The organism is Tepidibacillus infernus (genome assembly GCF_048898065.1).
Classification (GTDB): Bacteria; Bacillota; Bacilli; order Tepidibacillales; family Tepidibacillaceae; genus Tepidibacillus_B; species Tepidibacillus_B infernus.
Genome location: NZ_JBLWFI010000001.1, coordinates 1,433,228 through 1,456,415 on the forward strand (window position 1 = coordinate 1,433,228; position 23,188 = coordinate 1,456,415).

A 23,188-nucleotide genomic window follows, 5' to 3' on the forward strand; every position below is an offset into this window, starting at 1 on the left:
TTTTTCACGCTAAGCCACCTCCGAAGTATTGTAAAAAATATACTTTAGATTATACAGATTTATCGTTAAAATGAAAAGGATAAAAGGCCCAAATTACTTTCAAAATGAAAAAGGAATCTCTTCACCAATAGAGAATAATACAGATATTGTCGAAATTTTGTCGAAGGAGGGGCAAACTTGGAACAACATCTTCCCATCTTTGCCTTGGATATAGGAACTAGAAGTGTTGTTGGTTTGATTTTAGTTCCTACTAAAGAAGGACAATTTGAAATAAAAGATTTGAAAATGATTGAACATAGAGAACGATCGATGTTGGATGGCCAAATTCATGATGTTGTAGCGGTTTCTGAAATTATTTCACAGGTAAAAAAAGAATTAGAGCAAAATAACGGCCCCTTACATAACGTAGCTGTTGCAGCAGCTGGTCGTTCTCTAAAAACTCGTCGTGTAAAGTTAGATATATCAATTCAGGGTCAACCATTACTTAGAAAAGAAGATATTCGCGCCTTAGAATTATCTGCTGTTCAAGAAGCACAAAGACAAATCGCAACAGAGAGTCAAATTGAGGATACGACCCATTACCATTGTGTCGGCTACAGTGTGATCAATTATTTTTTAGATGATCAAATTATCGGTAATCTAATCGATCAACGAGGACAAAAAGCAACAGTGGAAATCATCGCTACCTTTCTTCCCCGTGTGGTCGTTGATTCACTTCTTTCCTCACTTACACGTGCTGAGTTAGGTTTGGAGGCACTAACATTAGAACCGATTGCGGCTATCCATGTATTGATACCACCATCGATGAGAAAATTAAATCTCGCCCTTGTTGATATAGGTGCAGGTACTTCAGATATCGCCATTACGGCAGAAGGGACGATTATCGCTTATGGAATGGTGCCAGTCGCTGGAGATGAAATTACCGAAGCCATCAGTCAATCCTACATTTTAGATTTTCATATTGCCGAGGAAATAAAGCGGCAATGTTCGACACAAGAGACCGTTCATTTTTCTGATATTTTAGGGATGTCTTACACACTTAACTCTAGTGAACTCATCGAACAAATCGATCAAGAGATTGAACAATTGGCAACTCAAATTGCAAATAAAATCATTGAATTAAATGGGGGTAAATCTCCACAAGCTGTGATGTTGGTTGGCGGGGGTAGTCAGACACCAAAACTTTCCGATAAAATTGCAACAATATTAAATCTACCTAGACAAAGAGTTGCTGTTAGAGGGGCAGATGCGATTCAACAGCCAATCATTTGGCCAAAAAATCTAGTTAAAGGTCCTGAACTGATTACGCCCATCGGGATAGGGATTTCTTCTCGTCAAAATCCGATTCAATATTTTACCATTGAAGTGAATGGCGAATTTATTCATTTGTTTGAGATGAAAACCCTAACCATTGGCGATGTTTTAATTGCTGCAGGAATTTCGATAAAAAGTCTATATGGTAGGCCAGGGCTTGCTATGACTGTTAATATTAATGGTCAGATGAAAATCATTCCTGGAGAGCATGGCACTCTGCCAGAAATTTTATTAAATGAAGTACCTGCAACAATGGATACTCAAGTGGCTAATGGAGACAAAATTGAAGTAAAGGCTGGGAAAAATGGTAAAAATGCTACCCTTACATTGGATCAAGCCCTTTTATTAAGCCCTATTCGCCCTTATCAAGTTACAATTGATGGAAAATTGCTTGAATTACCTGTTTTAGTTGAGATCAATGGAATCGATGTTGATTTTTCTACACCAATCTCAGATCGCGATTCGATCGTTTTTCATTCTGTTAGAAATATCGAAGAGGCTTTAATCCTTTCTGGATTCTCAACGATCCCTTTTGAAGAGAAAATCATAGAATTTATTTTTCAAGGAGAGCCTAGAAAAATCGTCTATGTTTCTAAAGATCTTTTCCGCAATGGTAAGAAGGTTTTATTGAAAGAACCGATCGCTGGCGGAGATGTGATCACCTTTGCAAAAGAAACAAACCCGTATCCTACTATACGTGATTTAATGAATGAGAATCCTGATTTCCAATGGGGGATAGATGTGATATTTAATGGGAATCCTGTTCATATTCAACCTTCTAGCTTACAGGTACTCATCAATAACAAAAAAAATTCTGTTGATTCCCCTATTGAACAGAATAGTGACATCACCATTCATGTGGAAGACCAGCAAATCGTTTTTAGTGATGTTTTTCGCTATGTTGAATTTGATACAACTCCACCATCGGGGGCAAGTAAATTTGTGATTAAAGTGAATGGGGAAGAAGGAGATTTTAATACCCTCATTAAACAAGGGGATCAATTAGAATTATACTGGGAATAAGAAAAGGTTTGTATATTCCAACACGGCTTATGGAATATACAAACCCGCTACTATCTTTGTAAAAGTTTGTTCATGCTTCCACTTCTAAACCCTTCTAAATCTGCTGTTACATAATCAAATCCAAATGAATGTAACTTCGAAGCAATTTCTTGATGCATCTCCACGATCTTACTTAGTTTATCTGGCTCAACCTCAATTCTCGCGATATCGCCATGTGTACGAACCCTCACTTGACGAAAACCTAGTCTCTTTAAATATTCTTCAGATTGTTCCACCCTTGTTAGCTTTTTCACCGTTATTTCTTCTCCATAAGCAATCCGAGAAGATAGACAGGCAGAAGAAGGCTTATCCCATGTTTCTAATTCAAGTTGCTTGGATAATTCCCTAATCTCCCCTTTAAATAATCCTGCTTCTTGAAGTGGGGCTCTGACCCCATGCTCTTTTGCTGCCTTTACTCCTGGCCTATAGTCATTCGTATCATCAGCAATTAAACCAAAAACGATGTGTTTAAACCCATGTTTTAATTGAATCGGTGCTAATTCTTCAAATAATCCTTTTTTGCAGAAATAACAACGATTTTTGGTATTTTCTTTATATCCAGGGATTGCCAACTCAGATGTTTCAATCACAATATGTTTTGCCCCTATTTTTTTAGCAGTTTGTTTTGCTAATACCAGCTCACTAGATGGGTAAGACTCTGAATCCGTAGTAACAGCTATTACTTTATCAGATCCTAAAACATCTATTGCAACTTTTAACAATAATGTAGAGTCAACTCCACCTGAAAAGGCGACAACCACGCTTTCAAGTTCACTTAAAATTTTTTGAAGCTTTATGTATTTATCTTGCAGCACCTTCATCCCTCCTAACCTCTCTCTGTACAACATTTTAACACAAAACTTTCCTTTCCATAAAAAAGGTTTGTATATTCCATCGCGCTCCGTCATCCGTGCCCTTCTATGAATAAAGATTACGGAGAGAAGGGCACTTCTGAAGGTCGCAGCTTATGGAATATACAAACCCTTAAATGACAAGTGGAAAAAAGTTATACTTTTTTATCTTTTTAAAAAATCTTCACCAAACATTTCATTGGTGAAGATTCATTATTGTAGTTGCAATGGTTGTTGATATGAGACTTCTGTAAAGTGTTCAAATAATCGGCTAACCTTATCCTTACTTTTAGGAAATTGAAAGGCTTTAAAAGTAGAATGTCCTTCCTCTTGTACAAGAGCTACAGAGGTAGGAAATTGAATATTCTCTTCATCAAATTCAATTTTAGAACCAGTAATAAAAGTCATGATTTCCATAAGAGTTTTTTTATCGGGAACATCAACAAAAACATAATGATCAGAGGGAAAAACCGTTTTAAATGTTGGAATTTGACTATAGGCACTAGGATAAACCCAGGTTACATCAATATATTGATGCTCCCCGTGCTCGTTACTTCGATGGGTTCGTAATAACACCATACCTCTACTCTTAGGTCGAAGTAAAATAACTTCAGGGTTTTCTAATGGAATCGGTAACTGCTCCGTATCATCTGCAAAGACATAATTTCGATAAACAGGAAGATTTCCTTTAAAATTCATCAAACCGATACCTAAAGGATCATATACAACCAAGAAAAATGCACTAAATACAGCAAAACAAGCAGTGATACATTTATAAGTTATCCTTCTTGCTCTTTTTTTCCCTTTTTCCTCTTGTATAAAAGAGATGTCTTCCATCAATGAAACCATTTTTACCATATCTTGCAGATCTTCTCTACAATGATCACAATACTTTATATGTTCATTTAATTCCCTTTTTTCCCCTTCACTAATGGTTTGATCAACATAATCCTGAATTAAACGTTCATAGCGACCACAAGACATAGGCATAGGCATTACTCCCTTAATTTGAAAGTCTGCTTTTTAGCATTTTTCTTGCTCTAAACAGTTGTGTTTTTACCGTACCTTCGGGAATTTGCAGCGCTTCACTAATTTCACTATAACTATATCCTTCAAAATGGCGCAATATTAGTACATTGCGATAAATATCAGGGAGCTGTTCTATCTCATTTTTTACTTTTTCAAGAGCTAATTTTTGTTCTACTTGTTCCTCAACAGATGGTGTATATTGGCTTACTTGAGTTGGTGAGAGTACTTGATCTTCAATTGCCACCACTTTTAAACTTTTCTTTCTAACTTTATCTCTAAATCGGTTTGTCATCATCATTCTAAGCCAAGCTTTTAAAGACTTTTCGTAAACATACTTGTCCGATTTACGATGAGCCTGCCACATGGTCTCTTGCGTCAAATCTTCAGCATCTTCTTGATTACCGGTTAACCGATAAGCCAAATGGTATAAATAGCGGCTGTGTTCAAGGATCCGCTCTAGAAATTCATCTTTTTTCCCTGTTTTATGCTCAATTGTATATTGATTACTATTCATATTCCTCAACCCATTTCTACCCTTTAAATTTTTATATGGTAAATTTATGGTAAATGTATTGATATTTTTCTCTATATTTAGAGTAACGTAACATGTCCTAAAAAGTTTCAGGTATTTTTTCCCTGTTGACATTCTTTGCATAATCCATAAATCTCGAACTTATGCCCAGTGACTCTAAAGTCACCTGCTAAACCTTGTAATAAATCCATTGGACACTCAGGTAATACCGAGGTTTGCCCACATTTTGTGCAAACTAAATGATGGTGATGATCCTCGATACAAGTAACTCTGTATTTTGCTTCCCCTTCAAATTGGGTTTCTTCTAGTAGATCTAGATCTGAAAGAATGGATAGGTTTCGATATATGGTATCAAAACTAACGCCAGGGAATCGGTCTTGAACTTCATTTAAGATTTCCTTTGCTGATACATAACGGTTTTGTTTAAAAATCGTTTCAATGATTTCTTTTCTTTGTTCTGTTAGTTTATACCCTTGTTCCTTGAGAATTTGCATAATCTCATTAACCTTCAAAACCATCCCTCCATTCCACAAACCCTTTTTAAAAAAGGAAGAAAGTATAACACTCTCTATTTCAAATACAGTATAGGGTTTTCTCTCCTTTTCGTCAAATCACGGCTATCGTTTCTTTGCTAATGCTCGCCTTGCTTCAGGTACTACGATTTTATTGCGATTTCGTCTTCTACCCATTTATATTTCCTCTTATTCACGAATTGTTATTTAATAATGAATAAAAAAACCTATCTTGTACTAAATCTTAAAAAATTGGTTTATAATGTTAAAATGGAGGGATCAAGAATGATTAAAATAAAAAACAAATTTAAATTAAAATTAAGTTTAATCATGTTCATTTCCATATTTTTATTTGTTAGTATCAACCCTGTTTTTGCAGATTCGATGGCAGGCAGTCAAATCATTACATTAGGAAAAGATTTAAGTAAAACCCAAAGAGATCAAATACTTCAGCAGTTTGAGGCCGCACAAGACGTACCAATTGTTGAAGTAACTAATCAAGAAGAACACCAATATCTAGGTGATACGCTTCCTGCAAAGGTGATTGGTTCCAAAGCGATCTCTTCGTCAATGATTACCTTTGGAGAATCAGGTTCAGGATTAACCATTGATAGCAACAATATCACATGGGTTACCAATGAGATGTATATAAGTGCATTAACAACCGCGGGTATCTCTGATGCAGAAATAAAGGTAACTGCACCCTTTCCTGTTTCTGGTACTGCTGCTTTAACTGGGATTATTAAAGCTTTTGAACAAGCCACAGGCAAAGAAATTAATGAAGATGTAAAAAAAGTAGCCAACGAAGAAATGGTTAGAACTGCTCAATTGGCCGATCAAATTGGCGACAAAGAAAAAGCAGTTGAATTTATGAAACGCATTAAGGAAGAGCTGGCTAAGCAATCAGCAAAATTATCTGATGCAGAATTAAGGGCTTTAATTGAGCAAGTTGCTCAGGATTTAAATATCCAATTAACCGGTGACGAATTAAATTCCTTAATCTCGTTACTTCGAAAGCTGCAAAATGCCAATATCGATTGGGATTTAGTGAGTCAACGATTAGACCAAATAAAGACAGGTTTTCAAAACTTTGTCCAAAACAATCCAGAAGCTAAATCCTTCTTCAGAGAATTATTAAATTTCATTAAGAATCTAATCGATAAAATTCTGTCCTGGTTAGGCTAAAACCAATAAGAGAAGACAAGAAAACTCCTTTTAAAAGGAGTTTTTCTAATAGAAAAAAGATCGCTTTACTCGTGGAAATAATCACCATACCGTGATCCTTTGTAAGACAAAAATTCTGACTTACGCATGATATGAGGCTTCAATGTAATTCCTCCCCTAATGAATAGTCATTATTTAATGTCTACAGTTTTAGAGGAAACTATGTAACACTTTCATATGACACGATCATTACTAATAAAAAATCCATCTATACAATAAGATATTAACCAACACAAGGATGGGAATTCCATATTTAAATGATGGGTGTAAGGTTTTGTGGTGAAAAGTACGCATACCCGCAAAGATCCCTATAGCACCTCCAAAAAAAGCCCAAACAAAGAATAGCTGTTCTGGTATTCGCCACTTACCCCTTCTTGCCTTATTCTTGTCATAACCAAAGACAAAATAGGAAAGAAGATTGAATATAATGATTAAGATCATCAGCCATTTTTGTTGCTGAAACTGATATGTTATTAACATCAAAACCATAAAAATTAAAGGAATTCCCCATATCCATAATCTGTTTTTCTTCATTTTCTTATCCTCTCTTCACTCTTCATTAAAGCTATTTCTTAGATAGTTTTCATACTGTGTGTATTGTATCATAAAATCTTTAGATGAAATCAGACATAACTTGTACTTTTTGGTACTTTGTTGGCCTTTTTTTATTTGTTTTATGTTATTATTATTTCGTATGGCGAAATTTTCTCAGAGGTGGCTTGCATGAAACATTTTCTAACCTTAAAAGACTTTTTTATCAAACACAAATGGCGTTATATCATTGGAATCGTTTGGTTAATAGCAGTCGACGTTCTTCAGCTTATTCTTCCTAAAATTTTGGGAGCCTTTACAGATGATTTGAAAAATCAATCAATCACAACAAAAAGCATGATCCTTTATGGACTTTCTATCATTGCTGTTGCCTTTTTCATGTTCCTGTTCAGATATTTATGGAGAATGTATGTAATGGGTACAGCAAGGTTTTTGGAATATAAACTACGAAGCGATTTATTTGCCCATTTCCAAAAGTTATCTACCAATTATTATAATCACCATAAAGTGGGTGACCTTATGGCTCATGCGACCAATGATATTAATGCGGTACGTATGGCTGCCGGCCCAGGTATCGTCATGATTTTTGATACTTTGGTTTTATTAAGTGCAACGATCTTTATGATGGTTCAAACCATTTCCGTGAAATTAACCATCATCGCTCTACTTCCATTACCTTTTATGGCGTTGTTAACCAGCCATTTTGGAAAATTAATTCACCAACGTTTTCGTAAAGCACAAGAATCATTTTCTCATTTAACAGAAAATGTACAGGAAAATATTTCTGGAATTCGAGTAATTAAAGCCTTTGTCCAAGAACAAGAAGAAATCAAAAAGTTCACACACGCCAACCAAGATTATGTAGATAAGAATATGGAGCTTGTTAGAATCCAAGCGATTTTTAACCCACTGGTTCAATTGATCTCAGGTTTAAGTTTTCTTATCGTTCTAGCCTATGGAGGCATCCTTGTCATCAACCGACAAATCACATTAGGTGATTTTGTTGCTTTTAATAGTTACCTGGGCTTATTAACATGGCCTATTATGGCAATTGGTTGGGTGATTAACATTCTCCAACGGGGATCTGCTTCTATGTCCCGTTTAAATGAAATTTTTGCCACAGAGCCAGAAATCGTTGATCATCCTCAACTGGTGGATCCAGATTTAACAACAATACAAGGCGAAATTGAGTTCAACCATCTTTCTTTTACCTACCCTGGTACGACTAAAGAAGTGCTTTCTGATATCAATATCCGAATTCCTCAAGGTAAAACCCTTGCTATTGTAGGGAAAACAGGAAGTGGCAAAACAACCCTTGTCAATCTATTAGTCAGGTTATATGACGTTAGTACAGGAATGATCAAAATCGATGGGCGAGATATTAAAACCTATCCTTTAGAAGTATTACGACAACATATCGGCTATGTCCCACAAGATAATTTCTTATTCTCGACGACGATCCGCGAAAATATTGGTTTTGGATTAAATCATTATACCCAAGAACAAGTCGAAAAAGCAGCTGATGATGCTCAAGTGTTAGATAATATCAAAGATTTTCCAGCCCAATTTGATACACTGCTTGGCGAAAGAGGAGTTACTCTTTCCGGTGGCCAAAAACAAAGAGTTTCGATTGCAAGAGCGCTAATTAAGAACCCTAGCATCTTAGTCCTTGATGATAGTTTATCTGCAGTAGATACAAAAACAGAAGAAGCGATTTTAAAACGACTACATGAATTGATGAAAAATCGAACCAGTATTATTATTGCTCACCGGATCTCTACACTGAAAGAGGCGGATGAAATTATTGTTCTAGATGAAGGAAAAATCGTTGAAAGAGGAACCCATGGCCATTTAATGGAGCTTCAAGGCCACTACTATGATCTATACCAAAAACAGTTGCTAGAAGAGATGATTGCCAATCAGATTTAAGAAGGATGTGAGGAAATGTCAAACATTCATGAAGAAGAAGCAATTGGCAAAGCTTATGATTATCGATTGATGAAACGTTTGCTTCAATATGCCAAACCTTACCGGTTATTGATCATACTGACCATTACCTTGCTCATGATCATTACAGTTCTTGATCTAGCTGGCCCTTACTTAATCAAAATCGCGATAGATGATCATATCAATGCAATTAGTGATCCAATGGTTGCTTTTGAACCAGGCAAAGCAAATAAAGAAGGGGTGCTGTTTCAAGGGAAAGAATTCGTTCGGGAAAGAAATTTAACGGAAGAAAAAGTAGATCACTTACCACGTTATCAAATCATTGAAGAGAAAAATCAATATTACTTAATAGAAGGGTTTATTGCCAAAAACCAACCCTATCAATGGATAGAAGAAAATGGTCAACTAATCCTTACTCAAAATGGCAAAACGTATCCAACCAAAGCTTTAACAGATGAAGATCTACGGATTTTTAGGCAAAAAGATATTTCTTCCCTTTATAAAATTGGTGCTATTTTCTTTGGATTTTTAGTTCTAGGCTTTATTCTAAACTATATTCAAACCTATCTATTACAATATACAGGTCAAAAGATTATTTTTAATATGAGGCAGGAAATTTTCTCTCATATTCAAACATTACCCTTATCTTTTTTTGACAAAAATCCTGTAGGTCGTCTCGTAACAAGGGTCACTAACGATACTGAAACGTTAAACGATATGTATTCCAACGTATTAGTTAATTTGTTTAAAGATGTTTTTATTCTTATTGGTATTATTATTGTGATGCTGCAATTAAATATTAAACTAGCATTGGTCAGTTTTATTGCTTTACCCCTTATCATTTTATCTTCCACTGTTTATAAAAAGTTAGCTAGAGATGCATTTCGTATCGTACGTACACGACTTGCTAGAATCAATGCAACCCTAAATGAGAACTTATCAGGTATGCGTGTGGTTCATATTTTTAAACGTGAGAAACAACAATTTGAACAATTTGATCAAATCAATACTTCTCATTACGAAGCCAATATGAAAGAATTGAAAACAGCTGCAATCTTCCGCCCATCAATGGATTTTATCTATTCCATTTCTCTAACCTTTTTACTCTGGGTTGGGGGTAAAAATGTAATTCAAGGAGCGGTAGAGTTCGGGGTATTGTATGCTTTTATTGATTATATACGTCGTTTCTTCCAACCGATCAATGACTTAACGGAAAAATATACAATCATGCAATCAGCTATGGCCTCATCAGAACGAATTTTCCAGTTACTTGATCAAAAAGATTCCATCCCTAATCCAAGTACCCCAATACACCTAGACAAAATAAAGGGTGAAATCGAATTTAACCATGTATGGTTTGCCTATCAAGATGAGGATTGGGTTTTAAGGGATGTGAACTTTACGATTAAACCTGGGGAAATGGTCGCTTTTGTAGGTGCAACTGGAGCAGGAAAAAGCTCAATCATTAACCTTTTGGGTCGCTTTTATGATATCCAAAAAGGCGCGATTAAAATTGATGGTGTAGATATTCGTCAAATGGATAAATTCGAATTAAGAAAGCAAATTGGAGTCGTGTTACAAGACGTCTTCTTATTTGCAGGCGATATTAACTCCAATATTCGCTTAAATAATCCAGATATAACAGACGAGGAAATCAAACAAGTGGCCAACTATGTGAATGCCCATCATTTTATTGAGAAATTACCGAACCAATATCATGAGGAAGTAAAAGAACGAGGGTCTACCCTTTCTCAAGGACAAAGACAATTATTGGCCTTTGCAAGAACTCTAGCCTTTGACCCATCCATTCTGATTTTAGATGAGGCAACAGCAAATATTGATACAGAAACAGAACTTTTAATCCAAGATGCATTAAACAAGTTAATTAAAGGACGTACAACGATTGTCGTTGCCCATCGTCTATCAACCATCCAACATGCTGATAAAATTATCGTCCTGCATAAAGGAAAAATTCGTGAGATGGGAACTCACCAAGAACTCCTTGCACAAGGTGGACTTTACTATAATCTTTATCAGCTTCAATACAAAGAGGACTTTGAACAACAAAAAAAAGAAACACAGATGAAGGCAACATCATAGATTTCTAAATGAAATAACTCAATAAATAAACTTAGCCACTAAGTGATATACTTGGTGGCCTTTTTTATACATACTTTCCATTGCATATTAGGATCCCGCAAAAGTAATTATTGAACATAACGCTCGATCTTTTTATGTATTTGTTTTTCCCAATATTCTTCTTTTGTTTCTTCTAGTAAATATTGCTCTAATAACTGTTGAACTTCTTCCTGTAGCATAGTTCCATTAGATGAAAATTCTTGTTCTTGGTACACCATCATCATCAATTGAGTAAATTCGGAGACTTCATCAAATTTTACAGTCTTTTTCTTTTCTGAAGACTCTAATTTTTTTATGGTTTCTTTTAGTTTGCTTTTTACTTGATCCATCACTTGATTTAGGGAACAGACTGGGCAAGTATAGGTTGGTACGTGTTTAATCTCTACATTCTTGTTAAAATAAAGTGTTCTGATAGTGATCTCCATCTCCGCCCCACATTCACATCTTTTTGTCATATGTAAAAATTCCCCTTCCATTATGTTCACATTCATACATTTTGATTTTATAAAAAAGAAAGGATTTTGTACCTAGTAACTTGTTGGAAACGAGACAAATATATAGATACAAGCCCATTTTTTTAGTTTTAATAACCAATTCTTTTGCTAGGCCATAGACTATATGGAAAATGAAATGCCTAGGAGGATGTAACCGATGGAAAGAATAATGTATCCATATCCACAAATGGATTGGATGTCCTTGCGTTTTAAAGATTTTCCACAGTTTTTAAAAAATCTTAAAAAGGCGATTGCTGATGAGAGAGCGGCTATTCAATTTTATAAACAACTATTAACCATGGCACCAACCGAAATGGCGAAATACAGTGTCAAAACGGCATTAGATGATGAAAAAATACACAATAAACAATTAACACAATTATATATTCGCTTAACTGGCCAAAAACCAGAAATTCAGGTAGAAAAGGTAGAATTCCAACACTTTTATGATGGACTTCAAAAGGCTTTTGTTGATGAAGTGGAAGCTGCTAAATTCTACAAGGAGATGTATCTTTCCGTGTTTTGCCAAACCATTCGCGATCTCCTTTATTCCATTCAACATGATGAAATAGAGCATGCAACTTTGTTCAGTTGGGTACATGGTGAGATAAAATAATACTACATTAAAAATGACATACCCTTAAACATATGGAATCCCTTGATTATCACATTACGTGATTTCAAGGGATTTTTATTTTTACTCTTTTGGTGCTAATTCAATTGCCTGACTAATTGCTTCTATTAAACTTAATTCATCAGCTATTCCTTTGCCTGCAATATCAAAAGCTGTACCGTGATCTACGCTTGTTCGAATAATTGGCAAACCTACAGTTATATTTACCCCATTTTCTAATCCTAATACTTTAATTGGACCATGTCCTTGATCATGATATTGTGCTACGACAATATCAAAATCTCCTCGTGTGGCACGGAAAAACACCGTATCAGCTGGAAGTGGTCCATAAACATTTATCCCTTCTTCTTTAGCTTTTTCGATAGCTGGAATTAATTTTTCTTCTTCTTCACCATATCCAAAAAGCCCGTTTTCTCCTGCATGGGGATTTATCCCACAAACTACAATTTTTGGATTTCTATATCCTGCTTTCCTTAATGTTTGATCAGCTAGCTTAATTACAGTATAAACACGTTCAGGTGTAATTTTTTTAATTGCGTCAATCAGTCCAATATGTGTTGTAACATGTATAACTTTTAATTTTGGCGCAGATAACATCATCGCATAGTCCTTCGTATTTGTTAATTCCGCTAATATTTCAGTATGACCAGGATAAATGTGACCGCCTTTATGCAAAGCTTCTTTATTTAAAGGTGCAGTCACTACTCCATCTATTTCTTTATTCTTTGCTAGTTGAATAGCTTTTTCTAAATAACGAAAAGCTGCATCTCCAGCTATTGCGTTTACTTCACCAAATGGAAGATCTTCAGGTAATAAATCTAAATCCAAGCAATCAATGGTTCCAAATTCAAACTTTGCTTCGTTTAAAAATTTTATGGTCTTAATGCTAATGTTACTCTTCAAAATGCTTTTTACCTTTTCTAATCGTTTGGTATCACCAATTACAAAAGGCTTACAGCTTTCATATATAGACTGATCAGAAAGTGCTTTAATAATAATCTCTGGTCCGACCCCAGCACCATCTCCCATTGTAATTGCTAGAGTTGGTAATTTACTCATCGTTAGCATCTCCTTTTAATAATTTAATTGCTTTAAATAAAGCTTTTTTTGATCCAAATGCACCTGCTTTGGTGACGACCGGAAACTCGTATTTCCCAATTAATTTTCCAAGTGGAATTCCATTTTCAACTTCTTTAAATAACTGCATTCCTTGAACTTGAATTTGGCGACTTACTGCTTTTGCCGTGTCCCCACCCGTTAAGACAAAACCAGAAATATTGATATAATTAATTACACTTGCAATGATTTCACCAAGAGATTTAGCAATAAAATTACTTATCTCTATATGATTGAATCCTATTCTCATTCCATTTTCTCTTGCCTTAGCAATTTGTTCAGGTTGAGTACCCACATATAAGACTACATCTCTTCCATTCATTACTTCATTAACAAGAGTAGTCTTGCATCGTTCCAATTCATACCTTTTTAAGGTTTCATTAAAAAGAACTATCGGATTAAGCTCTATAAAGGAAATGTTTTCCATGTCTTTCATATACTCGATCTGTTCCTTAGTCACCAGTGACATACTTCCTGCAACTACAATGGCTGGAGCGTTATTTTTGGAAAATTGCATGTCTGTTTGTTGATTATTTAATTCTGAATTTAAGCTTAAGTGCTCAGCTAAACCTGCGGATCCTACCCACAATACATCATATTCAGAAGTTAGAACATACTTTGTTAACCTGTGTAAATCCTCTTCTTCTTGAATATCTATAACAAGCAGTTCAATTCCATTATCCTTTAAATTTTTCAAATAAGAATGAATATATGCCTCACCTTTTCTTAAATCTTCTAGCTGAATCGTTGCGGATAAACGATTGGTCTGCAACTTTAATAATTTTTCTATATTAGATTCTAATACTGGTGTTTTTGGGTCCATTGCTATTTCCGTTTGATGAATCAATGTTCCATTTAAATAATGGTTACCATTTAATGTGGTCCGCCCTATTGAAGGATAAGCTGGTGCTATAATAGCAAAATCTTTTGGGTAAATATCTAAAATTGCATTGATTTCAGCACCTATATTCCCTCTTAATGTGGAATCAATTTTCTTATAAAGATATTTGAAATCGCGCTTTTGTAATTGACGGCTCGCTTCTAAAACTTTATTATAAGCTTCTTCCTTTGAAATTCCTCGTGAATCTGTATCTATAATAACAACATCTGCATCTATTTGATACTTATTTAGATGGTTGAGATTAAAGAAAACGGATGATTTTAATCCTTTTTTAGCAAATTGGACACCACTATCACTTGAACCAGTCAAATCATCTGCAATAATCACAAAGTACATCTTTTCTCACCCCTTCTTTAATCTAGCAAATAAAACTTTTAAACTATTATAAAATTGAATAGAAAAAGCCCATAAAACGGGCTTCCCCTTAATAATATAAGCAGTTTAAAAATCCCGTTTTTAAAATGGGAAGATATCATTTTTTAGCTAATTTAACTAAGAAACCTATATAAATAGGTAATAAGATCGCTGTTGTTACGGTTGAAGCAGCTACTTGAACTGTTGCTAAATCTGCAACTGAAGCAAATGTAGCGTTAGCTGCTGCTATTGCTGCAGGAGTGGCAACCGCGTTACCTGCTGTAGACCCTTCTGCAGCTCCTACAATAGGATTCCAGCCAAACATCTTAAATATAAAATAGCCGGCTGTACCTGTTAAAAATACAGTCATTAAACCTAATAAAATCCCTGATAATCCGCCCTCAATAATCTTCCCAAAATCAATTCCCATTCCTAATGCAAAAGCAAAGAATGGAATTAACATATCGCTACCTTTTCCTAAAAACTCTCTCATTTCATGGTCTAAGTTACCTAATACCATCCCAACGACAATTGGTAGTAAAACAGAAATAAAAGAAACAATTGAAAACATTCCATTAACAAATCCCATGGCTCCAAAAATTGATAACGCTACCATTGTTAAGAATGGACCATCATTTAATGCTAATATAGAATAGGCTGCTTTGTCATCTTTTTCACCATATTGGCCAACTATTGCCATATATAGTCCACCATTACTATTGGTCATAGCTGCAATAATAGCTAAGGGTGCTAAACCCAAAAATAAGCCATTAGCCCCAGCAAACATATAAGCAATTAAACCAACTACTGCACCAACTAACCACTTTACCACTAATAATGTGGTCCCTTTAGCAATACTAACTCCAAAGCTCTTGACATCAATTTGGGCACCAGCAGTTAATAAGAATAATGCAATAAGTGTTCCTGCTCCACTAACAAATAATTGTTCTGTAAAATTACCAATTCTCAGTAAGTTAGGCGCTACAGTATTGATCGTTGCAGCCAACAATAAAGGAACAACCATCATACCTCCTGGAATTCTGTCTAAAGTCGCCTTAATTTTCATAGACTCTCCTCCATTCTAATTTTATATGTTTAATATTGCAACAAATAAATAATAAAGAAAGCGATTACATTTATTATACTAAACAATATTGTTTTAAATTTCAATACTTTTATATAATTATTTGAAAAAATAAATCTCCAAAAATAAAAAATGCAACGATATGTTGCATTTTAAAACATATACTTATATATTATCACTCATTTTACTTTTTATTTTTCTCCATAGTGTAGTCCGATTAATTCCTAATCTTTTTGCCGCTTTTGATTGATTCATATCTTCTTCTTTTAAGACTTGCATAATAATATTAAATTCCATTTCTTCTAGAGTCATATTTGGAGGTAGATAAATATTCTCTTTATCTGATTTTTGAACAACGGAATCCTTATATCTTTGTTTCAGAAAAAGAAGGTCTTTTTCCTCAATATAATAACCTTTTACACGAAAGATTACTTCTTCAATTATTTTATCTAATTCTTGAACATTATGAGGCCAGGGGTATTCTTTTAAAATTTCCAAAGCATCAGATTTAATCCCAACAACTTGTTTCCCATATTTCGTATTATATTTTGCAAGAAAAAGGCGGACTAAATCTGGTATATCATTGATTCTCTCTCTCAGTGGAGGTATAGATAGTACAAAAGGGGAAAAGAAGTGGCAAAACCGTTCCGCTTCATCACTCTTTTTAATAAACTCTTGTATTGTAATTTGGGAAGATAAAATAACTTTAAGATTAGGCCATTTTTGATATCCCTTTATGATGAGGTGATATATTTTTTCAGGAATAACTTCTACTCCCTCTAAATATAACGTGCCTCCTTGGACTAACTCAAATAAATTAGATGAATGCCCAGCGTTTGATAAATACTCCTCAAATTTGTCAGATTCATTATCATAAAAAGAATAGGAGAGAAAAATTCCTTTAAAAAATGAACTAGCTTGGTGAATGGACTCAGCTAACATATCTTTTCCAGTTCCTTTTTCTCCTGTTATCCATACAGGTTCTTTTTTAGATGCATAATATTTTGCTTGTTCAACTAAATCGTTCATAGATTGACTTGACTTAATAAATTGCCCAAAGTTTGCTAAACCATCTTTTTTAATCATTTTTTTAACCTTGTGTTTGTTTAATTCTATCCAAATATGTTCTAATCTTGGATAATTTATAAAATAGTAAACGAACTTTGTCTTTCCCTCAATCATTATTTTCTTTTTATTTACAACAATTTTCGTCAGGTTCTCTCCAATTTTAATTAAAAAAAGATCCTTATTTTGATCAAATTCAAACTTTGAATCAGGAAAAGTTAGTTTGTTACCAATTTCCAGTGTATTAAAAAGTGATTTTGCAATTTGATTCATATAGATGATGTTATATTCATCATCAGTTAACAATATACCTCTATCATCATGCTCTATGAGATATTCTAATTGTTTTCTTTCTACTTCTTTCCTTTTAACAATTTCATATACTTTATGAACATTTTCCAAAGCTTCTCTTACCGACTCTTGACCTGAAGTAATGAGTATACCCTGAAGCCCCATTTTACTAGCGACATGAACCGTAATTACATCACCAAGTACTATCTCAATCCCATTATCTATCGCTTGACGAATTGCACCTTCAACTTCCGATTCATGATAAACGGTAAATCTAGAAATATCAAAATCCAATAGAGTACTTATTGAAGCTGCCCCTTCAGTAGTATTTGAGAAACCAATAATCCCAACCTTCCCTTTATAATCTTTTATTAGTGTAAAAGAACGCAAAATATCATAACCAGAAACCGGGATTTCAACCATAGGTATCATTACGTTTGCCCTAATAAGTGTCGCAGTCCCCCCCCTACTTATTAATAGATCATATCCTTCCCTTTCTGCTCTTTTGGCAATTTCAAGCCCTTTTCTCAAATCACCAACTTCTGCATTTACCACTAAATCTTCATGTTCTTTGGCTAAGTCTAACACGAGATCTCTCAAACCCTCATAAGGCGCAATTACTTTTACTTTAATCTTCATTTCTCTTCTCCTTTAGATTGTTGCAAAATACGACAACATTATTATATCCATTGTTTTCTAAAAATAAAAGGAGTAAAGAGAAAAACCGTCCTTATTTAGGGACGGTAATAAAATCTAAACTTCCATTGTTGATAAATCGCCTGGGGGTAATCCTAATTCCCATGCTTTTAATACTCGGCGCATAATTTTTCCTGACCTTGTTTTGGGGAGTGTATCAATAAACTCAATTTGTCTTGGTGCCGCATGTGCAGCCAGATTTTCTTTTACAAATTGACGAATTTCTTCTTTTAGTTTTTCTGTGGGAACGACTCCATTTTTAACAGTAATAAATGCTTTAACTACTTCCCCTCTAAGCTCATCAGGAATCCCGATGACTCCTGCTTCAGCAACAGCCCAGTGCTCGATCAGCTTACTTTCTACTTCAAATGGGCCTACTCGTTCACCTGAGGTGTTGATCACATCGTCCTTTCTTCCTTGAAACCAAAAATAGCCATCCTTATCTCGATAAGCTTTATCACCTGAGATGAACCAATCGTTAATAAAATACTCTTGATATCTTTCTGGATTGTTCCAGATCGTTCTTAACATCGCAGGCCATGGTTTTTTTATCGCTAAATTCCCCATTTCATAGGGTGGTAATTCTTTTCCTTTGTCATCCACAATTGCTAAACGTATGCCAGGTATTGGTTTTCCCATTGATCCTGGTCGAATAGGGATTGTCTTGTAATTGGCACAAATCGATGCTCCTGTTTCTGTCATCCACCAATTATCATAGATTGGTTGCTGAAACACTTCTTCACCCCAACGAATCACTTCGGCATTTAAGGGCTCCCCTGCTGATAAAATATGCCTTAATGTAGAAAGATCATACCTTCTTGGAATCTCATTTCCTTCCCGCATTAACATCCGAAATGCCGTAGGTGCACTAAACCAAACCGTAACCTGATATTTTTCAATCGTTTTATACCAATCATCTACACTAAATCTCCCACCTCGGACAACAATTGGAACACCATTTAACCACGGAGAAAATATTCCTGCAGATGTTCCCGTTACCCAGCCGGGATCTGCAGTACACCAATAGATATCAGTCTCTTTTAAATCATATACCCATTTTCCTGCCATATATTGGTGTAACATCGCATCATGTACCTGCAAAACCCCTTTTGGTTTTCCCGTTGACCCAGAAGTATAATGAATCAGCATTGGTGTTTCTCGGCTAACCCATTCAATCGTATATTCCTGAGAATGATTCATTAGATCTTGATATAATACTTGATTAGGTGATTCTACCTCTTCACTACCGACTAAAATCACATATTTAAGTTCATGTAATTCATGAATTGGTATCCTAGAAAGAAGCTGGTGTGTCGTCACAATTGCTACAGCACCACTATCTAATAATCGATCTTTGACCGCCTCCTCCATGAATGCTTCAAATAAGGGACCAGCAATCGCCCCAATTCGAATAATTCCAAGTAAAGAAATCATCAATTCAGGACTGCGTGGCATGAAAAGAAATACACGATCTCCTTGTTGTATGCCATAATTTTTTAATCCATTTGCAAATTGAGAAGAAAGTTGTTTTAAATCTGCAAAAGTATACGTTTCTTCCCTTTGCCCATCCCAATATAAGATAGCAGGATGATCTCCTTTTCCTTCCTCCACATGGCGATCAATCGCTTCATACACAATATTCACTTTGTCTGTTTTTGCCCAAGTAAAGTGGTTTTCTGCATCTGTCCACTGAAAACGATGATATGTTTCTTCATAATTACCTATATTCGCATTTTTCATATCGATGTCCTCCTTTGATACGTTATTGTTATAAAGTCATTATAATTGTTATATAACAGACTTTCAATAGTTTTTTCTAAAAATTCTAAAAATTCATTAAATAATAGTAGACATTAAAAAACTGGGCTTTTCCTGCCCAGCTTATCCCATTACTTGTTAATTCATATCCCTTAAAATCGTCTCTACATCATCATAAACGATTGCACCTAGCACTTTTTGTTGAATTACACCATTTGTGTCAATAAAATAACTGGTTGGATACCCTTGAATTCGATAAAGTTCTGTAACTTCACCCTCTACGTCATAGACAACGGGAAAGGAAATTCCGGCTTCTTTCATATATAGTATTGCATCATCAATGCTCTTTTCTTCAGTCGTTACGTTAACCCCCAAAACAACTACATTTTGATCTTTATTTTTTTCATAAATACGGATCAGATCAGGCATTTCCTTTTTACAAGGCGGGCACCAAGAAGCCCAAAAATTTAACAATACTTTTTTCCCAGCAAATTGCGACAAGGAGATTTCTCGTCCTTGTTCATCAGTCAATGTAAAATCAGGTGCTTTATTCCACCGATTGATTCCAACCGTTTGTTCTGGAGATTCTTCGTCTAGGTGTATTACCGGTGTATCCATTTTTTCAGAACCCGCAAGTTCGTTCGATGTTGTACTTTCTTTTTGGCTTGTAAAAGTGGGTGGATTAAGAGTCACAGTAAGTAACAAACTTACCCCTAATAGTAATCCCACGATTAACCATAACTTCTGAACTTTCATTTTCGTACCTCCATTTGCTGATCTGACCATTTAATATCTCATGATTAACTATTCATTTGCTTTTCATGATATTCCTTTTTAATTAAAAGCATGTTTAATTATTTTTCATCTTTTGGTGACAGTTTATTCCTTGTCTAGTATGATTATAATTAAGGAAGTGAAAACAATGGGGTTATCATATCAATCATTAGCAAATGCGATGTTACATGAAAAAAAATATCTATTGCGATATCACAAGCATCATGATATTTTGTTTCCATTTGTTTTGACAGCTATTCTTGAAGTTGAAGTTGTATTTAATCGTCTTCCTCCCCTCCAAGTAACCATGGAAGAGCTATTTAAATACGAAGAAGATTTTCATTCATTTATTCGAAAAATCGCTGGTTTTTCCTGTTCAATTGCACTTGATACGATTAAAGAAGGTTTTGCAAACAATGATTTTTATACACAGTATACAAAAGAAGAAAGAGAGAAATTAGCTCATTATATTTTCCAAGAACAAAAAAATAACTTTCAAGAAATTTTAAATTTAGCCATAGATGAATGCACAAAAGAATTTTCAAGCACCTTTCATCTTTATTTTCAAGCCTATTTAAAGCCATCGATCTTTCGTTTGTTGATCGATCTATTTCAACATACATTTGTAATAACCATCATCTCCGAACCAAAGCTGTTTAAACAGGAACCAATATATACCAAGTGAATTCCTTAAAATCTAGAACATACTAAGAATAATGACTTTTTGAGTCAGGTAATTCTAATTGTAATAGGGAGGATCTAAAATGACTAAGAAGGATAAAAAGCAGCAACAACAAATGGGTCCTAGCGTTACCTCTAAAGTAACCTCAGAACAACAACACTGGCATACAGCAACAAGTGACGATGAAGAAGCTTTTGTAAATGAAATGGAATCACTAACAAAAGATTAAAAAAACACCCACAAAAGTGACGACCTCCTTCGAAGCGTATTTTGATTACTTTTGTGGGGTTCCGTTAAAATTTAAAGAAAGGAATTCCTTTTTTTGGAATTCCTTTCTTTGTCTTTTGCGATTCCTTTTTAAGAAAAAAAGAAATACAATAGGAAATAAGAATAAACCAACAATGACTAGACTTAGTGAATTCAACATATATTTAATCGCACTTAGTCGATCACACGAAAGATGAAAAGGACAATCATCACCATTTGTAAAATAACCTTTGCAATGCTTCCGCCTAATAAACCGATTAAAGAAGCGGTACCGATTTGAATTGCTTTTTTAAATTGAACCCCTCTCATCATTTCAACTGTGATCACTAGAACAAATGGACCAATGATCACCCCTAAAGGTCCAATCAACAAAGGGCCAATAATCATTCCTAAAACTGCTGCCCAGGCCCCTTGTCTCGAACCCCCACGTTTCTTGACCCAAGAGCCACTTGCTACAAAGTCCACAATAAAAATTAAAGCAGAGAATAGAAGCATCGTGAGCCAAAATTGCCAACCTACCAAAGGGGAAATAGCGTAATGGTAGATTGCAAACCCTAACCAAATAAACGGAACGCCCGGGATCACTGGCATAACAATCCCAATAAAACTAATTAGAAAAGACAGGATAATTAATATCCACCAAATTAACATCAAAACGATTCCCCCTTATTCCATGTTAAACCCTTTACCTTGTATAAATCTACGTAAATAATTTCTTAAAGGTTTCGAAAATAATCTTGCCATCATCTTCGACCAATTATCATTTCTTTTTCCATCTGTTCTTTTTACATAGTATGCTTCTATTTTTTGATCATACTGTTTAATCACATCCAGCTGATTTTTATTGTAGCTATTTTGATGAAGAATCACAGATAGGGGTAAACGTTCCTTTTGTTCTGGTACGGGTTCTTTGGGATAGCCAAGGCACATACCAAACAACGGAACCACCAGTTCAGGAAGCTCAAGAATTGCACTCACTTCCTGAGGTTGATTACGAATTGCACCAATGTAAACACCACCAAGACCAAAGGATTCAGCTGCAAGCATCACATTTTGGGCAAACAAAGCTGTATCGATCGTCGTTAGCAAAAGGCTCTCCAATGTTGAGAAATCTGGCTCAATCTTTTCCTTTTTTACAACTAGTTGTAAGCGAAAAAGATCTGCACAAAATACGAGAAATACTGGAGCCTGTTCAACATAGGTTTGATCCCCACTAAAGTGAGCCAATTGCTTCCTTTTTTCTTGATCTGTGACTTGAACCACACTATAAGCTTGGATAAAGTTGGAGGTAGAAGCCAGCTGTGCAGCAGAAAGAATCGCTTCAACTTTTTTCTGTTCTACTTCTTGATCCGAATAGTTACGAATACTTCGATGGTTTTTCATGATTTCGATCACTTGATTCATTGTACCGCTCCTTATTGTTAATAATCTTACCTCATTTTAACTATTTAAATAGTAAAATTCAATTACGATTGACAATTTAAAAAATTCATGTTATTATAGTCCCACCATTATTACATATGTGTTCGTAAGATTTGAATAATGAACGGATTTACAATTTGATGTATTACGTATTATTCGTCTTACATCTTTTGTGTAAATTCGTTTTTTTATTTCTTATCATCCATATTGAATAATGGCAAAAGGTAAGCGTTGTAACGCGAATTTAGGAGGTATTTTTTATGCAAGAAGGAACAGTTAAATGGTTTAATTCTGAGAAAGGCTATGGATTTATTCAAGTTGAAGGTGGAAACGATGTATTCGTACACTTCTCCGCAATCCAAGGCGAAGGATTCAAAACATTAAATGAAGGCCAAAGAGTTAGATTTGAAATCGTTGAAGGTGCACGCGGTCCACAAGCTGCTAATGTAGAAAAATTATAAGCGAGATCTTCTCGTTCATATATTCGT

At 34.9% G+C, this 23,188-nt stretch carries 22 protein-coding genes; 8 read left to right on the top strand and 14 right to left on the bottom strand.

Features of this window, described 5'->3' with window-relative positions; all coding sequences use genetic code 11:
• Positions 1-177 precede the first annotated feature (177 nt).
• Positions 178-2,337, top strand: a complete 2,160-nt coding sequence (locus tag TEPIDINF_RS07245; RefSeq protein WP_421691643.1) for a cell division protein FtsA — start codon at positions 178-180, stop codon at positions 2,335-2,337.
• Positions 2,338-2,387: 50 nt separating this feature from the next.
• Here TEPIDINF_RS07245 and larE read toward each other — a convergent pair whose 3' ends face one another.
• The 4 genes from larE to TEPIDINF_RS07265 form a co-directional block, all read right to left on the bottom strand.
• On the bottom strand, positions 2,388-3,197 hold the full coding sequence (larE, locus tag TEPIDINF_RS07250; protein ID WP_421691644.1) for an ATP-dependent sacrificial sulfur transferase LarE: 810 nt from the start codon (positions 3,195-3,197) through the stop codon (positions 2,388-2,390).
• A gap of 243 nt (positions 3,198-3,440) precedes the next feature.
• The gene (locus TEPIDINF_RS07255) at positions 3,441-4,217 is read right to left on the bottom strand and encodes an anti-sigma factor family protein (RefSeq protein WP_068725206.1); all 777 of its coding nucleotides are present in this window, start codon (positions 4,215-4,217) and stop codon (positions 3,441-3,443) included.
• A 13-nt stretch (positions 4,218-4,230) separates the two neighbouring features.
• Positions 4,231-4,770 (bottom strand): RNA polymerase sigma factor, encoded by a 540-nt coding sequence (locus tag TEPIDINF_RS07260; protein ID WP_161937311.1) that lies wholly within the window; start codon positions 4,768-4,770, stop codon positions 4,231-4,233.
• A gap of 107 nt (positions 4,771-4,877) precedes the next feature.
• Positions 4,878-5,306 (bottom strand): Fur family transcriptional regulator, encoded by a 429-nt coding sequence (locus TEPIDINF_RS07265; RefSeq protein WP_308789510.1) that lies wholly within the window; start codon positions 5,304-5,306, stop codon positions 4,878-4,880.
• Positions 5,307-5,585: 279 nt separating this feature from the next.
• Here TEPIDINF_RS07265 and TEPIDINF_RS07270 point away from each other — a divergent pair, with 279 nt between their 5' ends.
• Positions 5,586-6,485, top strand: a complete 900-nt coding sequence (locus TEPIDINF_RS07270) for a DUF1002 domain-containing protein (RefSeq protein WP_068725211.1) — start codon at positions 5,586-5,588, stop codon at positions 6,483-6,485.
• 231 nt (positions 6,486-6,716) lie between these two features.
• Here the strand turns inward: TEPIDINF_RS07270 and TEPIDINF_RS07275 are convergent, their stop codons facing one another.
• Positions 6,717-7,058 carry a DUF1294 domain-containing protein gene (locus TEPIDINF_RS07275; protein ID WP_235589083.1) on the bottom strand — a complete coding sequence of 114 codons (342 nt, stop codon included), beginning with the start codon at positions 7,056-7,058 and terminating at the stop codon, positions 6,717-6,719.
• A 189-nt stretch (positions 7,059-7,247) separates the two neighbouring features.
• Between TEPIDINF_RS07275 and TEPIDINF_RS07280 the strand changes: the two genes are divergently transcribed.
• A complete protein-coding gene (locus TEPIDINF_RS07280; protein ID WP_421691645.1) occupies positions 7,248-9,005 on the top strand; it encodes an ABC transporter ATP-binding protein in 1,758 nt (585 codons plus the stop codon).
• Between the two features lie 15 nt (positions 9,006-9,020).
• Positions 9,021-11,123 carry an ABC transporter ATP-binding protein gene (locus tag TEPIDINF_RS07285; protein ID WP_421691646.1) on the top strand — a complete coding sequence of 701 codons (2,103 nt, stop codon included), beginning with the start codon at positions 9,021-9,023 and terminating at the stop codon, positions 11,121-11,123.
• Positions 11,124-11,230: 107 nt separating this feature from the next.
• On the opposite strand, the gene TEPIDINF_RS07290 is transcribed toward TEPIDINF_RS07285, so the two are convergent.
• Positions 11,231-11,617: a hypothetical protein gene (locus tag TEPIDINF_RS07290; protein ID WP_068725218.1), complete on the bottom strand. Its 387-nt coding sequence runs from the start codon at positions 11,615-11,617 to the stop codon at positions 11,231-11,233.
• A 196-nt stretch (positions 11,618-11,813) separates the two neighbouring features.
• On the opposite strand from TEPIDINF_RS07290, the gene TEPIDINF_RS07295 reads away from it, so the two are divergent.
• Positions 11,814-12,272 (top strand): hypothetical protein, encoded by a 459-nt coding sequence (locus TEPIDINF_RS07295; protein WP_421691647.1) that lies wholly within the window; start codon positions 11,814-11,816, stop codon positions 12,270-12,272.
• Between the two features lie 81 nt (positions 12,273-12,353).
• On the opposite strand, the gene pdxA is transcribed toward TEPIDINF_RS07295, so the two are convergent.
• From pdxA to TEPIDINF_RS07325, 6 genes are all read right to left on the bottom strand, one after another.
• Complete coding sequence (gene pdxA / locus TEPIDINF_RS07300) at positions 12,354-13,349, bottom strand: 4-hydroxythreonine-4-phosphate dehydrogenase PdxA (protein ID WP_421691648.1); 996 nt, start codon at positions 13,347-13,349, stop codon at positions 12,354-12,356.
• Positions 13,342-14,643: a four-carbon acid sugar kinase family protein gene (locus tag TEPIDINF_RS07305; protein WP_421691649.1), complete on the bottom strand. Its 1,302-nt coding sequence runs from the start codon at positions 14,641-14,643 to the stop codon at positions 13,342-13,344. The genes pdxA and TEPIDINF_RS07305 overlap by 8 nt, the downstream gene beginning before the upstream one ends.
• A 136-nt stretch (positions 14,644-14,779) precedes the next feature.
• On the bottom strand, positions 14,780-15,727 hold the full coding sequence (locus tag TEPIDINF_RS07310; RefSeq protein ID WP_421691650.1) for a 2-keto-3-deoxygluconate permease: 948 nt from the start codon (positions 15,725-15,727) through the stop codon (positions 14,780-14,782).
• Between the two features lie 183 nt (positions 15,728-15,910).
• A complete protein-coding gene (locus TEPIDINF_RS07315) occupies positions 15,911-17,740 on the bottom strand; it encodes a sigma-54-dependent Fis family transcriptional regulator (protein WP_421691651.1) in 1,830 nt (609 codons plus the stop codon).
• Positions 17,741-17,854: 114 nt separating this feature from the next.
• Positions 17,855-19,537 carry an acetate--CoA ligase gene (gene acsA / locus TEPIDINF_RS07320; protein WP_421691652.1) on the bottom strand — a complete coding sequence of 561 codons (1,683 nt, stop codon included), beginning with the start codon at positions 19,535-19,537 and terminating at the stop codon, positions 17,855-17,857.
• A 156-nt stretch (positions 19,538-19,693) separates the two neighbouring features.
• Positions 19,694-20,311 (bottom strand): peroxiredoxin family protein, encoded by a 618-nt coding sequence (locus tag TEPIDINF_RS07325; protein WP_421691653.1) that lies wholly within the window; start codon positions 20,309-20,311, stop codon positions 19,694-19,696.
• A gap of 166 nt (positions 20,312-20,477) precedes the next feature.
• On the opposite strand from TEPIDINF_RS07325, the gene TEPIDINF_RS07330 reads away from it, so the two are divergent.
• Positions 20,478-21,014: a hypothetical protein gene (locus tag TEPIDINF_RS07330; RefSeq protein ID WP_421691654.1), complete on the top strand. Its 537-nt coding sequence runs from the start codon at positions 20,478-20,480 to the stop codon at positions 21,012-21,014.
• 79 nt (positions 21,015-21,093) lie between these two features.
• Positions 21,094-21,240 (top strand): hypothetical protein, encoded by a 147-nt coding sequence (locus tag TEPIDINF_RS07335; protein ID WP_421691655.1) that lies wholly within the window; start codon positions 21,094-21,096, stop codon positions 21,238-21,240.
• 212 nt (positions 21,241-21,452) lie between these two features.
• Here TEPIDINF_RS07335 and TEPIDINF_RS07340 read toward each other — a convergent pair whose 3' ends face one another.
• Together TEPIDINF_RS07340 and nfsA are read right to left on the bottom strand one after the other, a co-directional pair.
• Positions 21,453-21,929, bottom strand: coding sequence for a DUF456 domain-containing protein (locus TEPIDINF_RS07340; RefSeq protein ID WP_082732450.1), 477 nt, complete (start codon positions 21,927-21,929; stop codon positions 21,453-21,455).
• A 15-nt stretch (positions 21,930-21,944) separates the two neighbouring features.
• Positions 21,945-22,682 carry an oxygen-insensitive NADPH nitroreductase gene (gene nfsA / locus TEPIDINF_RS07345; protein ID WP_421691656.1) on the bottom strand — a complete coding sequence of 246 codons (738 nt, stop codon included), beginning with the start codon at positions 22,680-22,682 and terminating at the stop codon, positions 21,945-21,947.
• Between the two features lie 278 nt (positions 22,683-22,960).
• On the opposite strand from nfsA, the gene TEPIDINF_RS07350 reads away from it, so the two are divergent.
• Positions 22,961-23,161 carry a cold-shock protein gene (locus TEPIDINF_RS07350; protein WP_068725245.1) on the top strand — a complete coding sequence of 67 codons (201 nt, stop codon included), beginning with the start codon at positions 22,961-22,963 and terminating at the stop codon, positions 23,159-23,161.
• Positions 23,162-23,188 lie beyond the last annotated feature (27 nt).

What these genes read in the sequence shown, in the direction of transcription:
- TEPIDINF_RS07305 (WP_421691649.1), bottom strand. Translation starts at nt 14,643, where the DNA reads ATGTACTTTGTGATTATTGCAGATGATTTGACTGGTTCAAGTGATAGT.
- TEPIDINF_RS07275 (WP_235589083.1), bottom strand. Translation starts at nt 7,058, where the DNA reads ATGAAGAAAAACAGATTATGGATATGGGGAATTCCTTTAATTTTTATG.
- TEPIDINF_RS07310 (WP_421691650.1), bottom strand. Translation starts at nt 15,727, where the DNA reads ATGAAAATTAAGGCGACTTTAGACAGAATTCCAGGAGGTATGATGGTT.
- TEPIDINF_RS07285 (WP_421691646.1), top strand. Translation starts at nt 9,021, where the DNA reads ATGTCAAACATTCATGAAGAAGAAGCAATTGGCAAAGCTTATGATTAT.
- TEPIDINF_RS07270 (WP_068725211.1), top strand. Translation starts at nt 5,586, where the DNA reads ATGATTAAAATAAAAAACAAATTTAAATTAAAATTAAGTTTAATCATG.
- larE (WP_421691644.1), bottom strand. Translation starts at nt 3,197, where the DNA reads ATGAAGGTGCTGCAAGATAAATACATAAAGCTTCAAAAAATTTTAAGT.
- acsA (WP_421691652.1), bottom strand. Translation starts at nt 19,537, where the DNA reads ATGAAAAATGCGAATATAGGTAATTATGAAGAAACATATCATCGTTTT.
- TEPIDINF_RS07280 (WP_421691645.1), top strand. Translation starts at nt 7,248, where the DNA reads ATGAAACATTTTCTAACCTTAAAAGACTTTTTTATCAAACACAAATGG.
- nfsA (WP_421691656.1), bottom strand. Translation starts at nt 22,682, where the DNA reads ATGAATCAAGTGATCGAAATCATGAAAAACCATCGAAGTATTCGTAAC.
- TEPIDINF_RS07350 (WP_068725245.1), top strand. Translation starts at nt 22,961, where the DNA reads ATGCAAGAAGGAACAGTTAAATGGTTTAATTCTGAGAAAGGCTATGGA.
- TEPIDINF_RS07315 (WP_421691651.1), bottom strand. Translation starts at nt 17,740, where the DNA reads ATGAAGATTAAAGTAAAAGTAATTGCGCCTTATGAGGGTTTGAGAGAT.
- TEPIDINF_RS07335 (WP_421691655.1), top strand. Translation starts at nt 21,094, where the DNA reads ATGACTAAGAAGGATAAAAAGCAGCAACAACAAATGGGTCCTAGCGTT.
- TEPIDINF_RS07265 (WP_308789510.1), bottom strand. Translation starts at nt 5,306, where the DNA reads ATGGTTTTGAAGGTTAATGAGATTATGCAAATTCTCAAGGAACAAGGG.
- TEPIDINF_RS07255 (WP_068725206.1), bottom strand. Translation starts at nt 4,217, where the DNA reads ATGCCTATGTCTTGTGGTCGCTATGAACGTTTAATTCAGGATTATGTT.
- TEPIDINF_RS07290 (WP_068725218.1), bottom strand. Translation starts at nt 11,617, where the DNA reads ATGACAAAAAGATGTGAATGTGGGGCGGAGATGGAGATCACTATCAGA.
- TEPIDINF_RS07325 (WP_421691653.1), bottom strand. Translation starts at nt 20,311, where the DNA reads ATGAAAGTTCAGAAGTTATGGTTAATCGTGGGATTACTATTAGGGGTA.
- TEPIDINF_RS07260 (WP_161937311.1), bottom strand. Translation starts at nt 4,770, where the DNA reads ATGAATAGTAATCAATATACAATTGAGCATAAAACAGGGAAAAAAGAT.
- TEPIDINF_RS07340 (WP_082732450.1), bottom strand. Translation starts at nt 21,929, where the DNA reads ATGTTAATTTGGTGGATATTAATTATCCTGTCTTTTCTAATTAGTTTT.
- pdxA (WP_421691648.1), bottom strand. Translation starts at nt 13,349, where the DNA reads ATGAGTAAATTACCAACTCTAGCAATTACAATGGGAGATGGTGCTGGG.
- TEPIDINF_RS07330 (WP_421691654.1), top strand. Translation starts at nt 20,478, where the DNA reads ATGGGGTTATCATATCAATCATTAGCAAATGCGATGTTACATGAAAAA.
- TEPIDINF_RS07295 (WP_421691647.1), top strand. Translation starts at nt 11,814, where the DNA reads ATGGAAAGAATAATGTATCCATATCCACAAATGGATTGGATGTCCTTG.